General features: G+C 41.6%; 5 protein-coding genes. All 5 read left to right on the forward strand.

Translation table 11 applies throughout. The annotated features are described in order from the left end of the window. The first annotated feature begins 122 nt into the window (after positions 1–122). Positions 123–503 carry an Imm50 family immunity protein gene (locus IEU85_RS08565; RefSeq protein ID WP_188355848.1) on the forward strand — a complete coding sequence of 127 codons (381 nt, stop codon included), beginning with the start codon at positions 123–125 and terminating at the stop codon, positions 501–503. A gap of 638 nt (positions 504–1,141) precedes the next feature. After that, on the forward strand, positions 1,142–1,477 hold the full coding sequence (locus tag IEU85_RS08570) for a hypothetical protein (RefSeq protein WP_188355849.1): 336 nt from the start codon (positions 1,142–1,144) through the stop codon (positions 1,475–1,477). An 11-nt stretch (positions 1,478–1,488) separates the two neighbouring features. Next, positions 1,489–1,848 (forward strand): hypothetical protein, encoded by a 360-nt coding sequence (locus tag IEU85_RS08575; RefSeq protein WP_188355850.1) that lies wholly within the window; start codon positions 1,489–1,491, stop codon positions 1,846–1,848. A 214-nt stretch (positions 1,849–2,062) separates the two neighbouring features. After that, positions 2,063–2,191: a hypothetical protein gene (locus tag IEU85_RS08815; RefSeq protein WP_268234218.1), complete on the forward strand. Its 129-nt coding sequence runs from the start codon at positions 2,063–2,065 to the stop codon at positions 2,189–2,191. A 1-nt stretch (position 2,192) separates the two neighbouring features. Then, the coding region (locus tag IEU85_RS08580; protein ID WP_188355851.1) for an Imm70 family immunity protein at positions 2,193–2,602 on the forward strand (410 nt) is incomplete at its 3' end.

Raw genomic sequence — 2,602 nt, forward strand, 5'->3', positions numbered from 1 at the left:
TGGATGGTACTGGGATTGATGCTCCGGTGATGCAGCATGTGGGTGATGATGCTTTTTATTTGTCTCATGATGCTGATGGGGTGAATAGTCACTATTTGTATCCTGAGTAGATTGGACAAAATATGTGGTATGAAGTTACTGGCAGGAATAGTTTTCTAGAACGATTGTTTGATAAAATTCCTCCTCTTGAAGATTTTTGGGTTACTGAGTTAAACATTCGTTCGGGACAATATGTAGAGGTATTTTTTACTTCTAAGAATACGGTTGATCATATCCCTGCAAAGTGGGAGAGAGATTGTAGAACTCATGCAAACATTGTTTTGAGGTTCGAGCATATGTTTCTATGCGAATATATAGACCAATGTAGTGGTGTGAATGGGATTGCACAGATAGAACAAGTGGATGATTTAGTTGTATGTTGTAAAATTACTAGCTCTAATTTTAGAGTAAAAATACTTTCTATGTACGTATCGATAGGACATGTTTATGGTAGCCGCATCTGAGCAATTACCAAACGATTGTTTATTGAATTATAGTGCTTGAGGTTAATATGACTTTATGGAACGAACTTGTTCAATCTGATTCGGTACTGTCGAGACTGTATGAGACTGCTCCGAGTTTGTCAAACATTGTTTTGAGTGACACATTGTATGACATTAAGGATCATAAAGTACAACTTTCTTTATGGTTGTCTGCTCCGTTTGATCGACAGATTCTGCAATGGAAGTTTCAAAATTATAATAGAGCCTGTGCTAATTTAGTTTTTTCTAATGTCTCATATTGCAACGTGTTTATGCTGGCACAATATTCTACAATTGATGTTTCAATGTATCGGGATGATGGTGAGGTACATTTTCTGGCATATGATGATGAATGCGACCCTACCTGTAGGGTTAGTATTGTTGCCTCGCAGATTTCGATTTCGGACGTCAAGGGGTATACAAAAAAGTAAGATGCGATCTACTGGTATGTATCATTTTATGAAATGAGGGGGTATCTGGATCTATACTTCTTTTGATTAAACTTGGTCTCGCATGTTCATGCTCGTCCTGCGGCGAATCCTTGGACTGGTAGTATTGATGGTGTGCAGCGTCATTATTATTTTGAAACTGACGAGTAAAGGAGCTTGCTATGNGATGGCATGGTGCTGTGCGGTCTCGAAGTTCAGAGCAGTGGGCAGATGATTGATGTGTATTTTGATATCCCTACTCCGGTGGATCATCCTTCGAAGAAGTGGCAGCAGCAGGGGTTTACTATTGCGAGAGTGGAGTTGACATTCTGTTGGATTAGAGAGTTTTCTATGCGGTTGGATCGTCCTTTCGCTGTGGTGGATGCTGAGTTTCATGATTTGGATAATTACGATGTTCGGTTTGTTGCTCATGGGCGTGATGCTGATCTAGCTATTACTTCTGATGGTGCTCTTGTGCAGCATATTTTTGGTGTTCGTGCTGTTGGTGATCCTTTTAGGGTCTGGTAGAGAGGGGTTTGATGATGTGGATTGATGTTGTGGAGTCAGGTGAATGGTTACGTCAGTTGTATGATGTGGTGCCTTCGTTAGAGCAGATTAGGAGTTATCGTCTTACTGTGGAAGAGGGTGGTAGTCATATAGAGATAGGTATGTTTTTGCCTGTGCCGTTAGATCATTCTGCTGTGCGTGGTCGTGGAAGTAATGGTATTGGCTTTGCTTTGATTTTTGAAGGGGTAAGGAGTTTTCGTGGACATGTGATCGGAGAGCATTTAGTGGCGAGTGCGGAATTAAAGGAGGTGGATGGGCAAGTGGTGTTTCATGGATCCGATAAATATACTGATTTCACTATTGTTGCCGATAGGGTATCCATAAGAAAATGATAGGGCAGTAACAGTTGTTGTTGTGCTGTGTGGTCAAAGGTGATTACATGACGTTTTATGCTGGGTTGTTGTTGATTTTTACGTGGCTGTCTATGCTGTTTACTGTTTAATTTCTAAAGAGTTGAAGGTTTTAAACCACATTCTGGCTGTTGGGTTGGGGCAGTTTCTTCTAGATGATAAGTACTAGCAGCGTAAGTTGTATTTACCTGAGGGTATGCGTCAGATGATTGTGATTGATGTTGAGGGTCAGGATATTTCTGATGATATTAGAACTTCTTTGGTGGAGAAGATTCGTAGTCGTGTTTCTGTAGATGTTGAGATTATCTTTGAGGAAGGAGATTAGTATGTCTCTTGGGGTGAAGTATAGGTACGGACTGTTTAACGTTGGTACTGTTGGTTTTTTTACTGAGTTTTTTGCAACGGTATGTATGCGGTTAGAGAACGGTGTGTGGGGTAGTCGTTTTCCTGTGGTGATGCGGCAGTTGTATTGGGGTCGTGTGGAGGTGGCGTCGTTGCAGGAGGGGATTGCTGAGCTTGAGGTGATTAAGCGTGAGTTTCTTGAGCGTCCTGTCAGTGATGCGCTGTGGGTGACGGGTGTTGGTAATGATCGTGTTGAGCCGGATTATATTGTGACGCGTGGTGAGCATGCGCATAATCTATTCGAATATTTTACAACGATAGATAACGGCTTGCTGTTAGATCGTCTCATTGGGGTTTTTACCGAAGCAATGAGATGGAAGGATGAGGGTGTGAC

Source organism: Galliscardovia ingluviei (assembly GCF_014635685.1).
GTDB classification, from domain to species: domain Bacteria; phylum Actinomycetota; class Actinomycetes; order Actinomycetales; family Bifidobacteriaceae; genus Galliscardovia; species Galliscardovia ingluviei.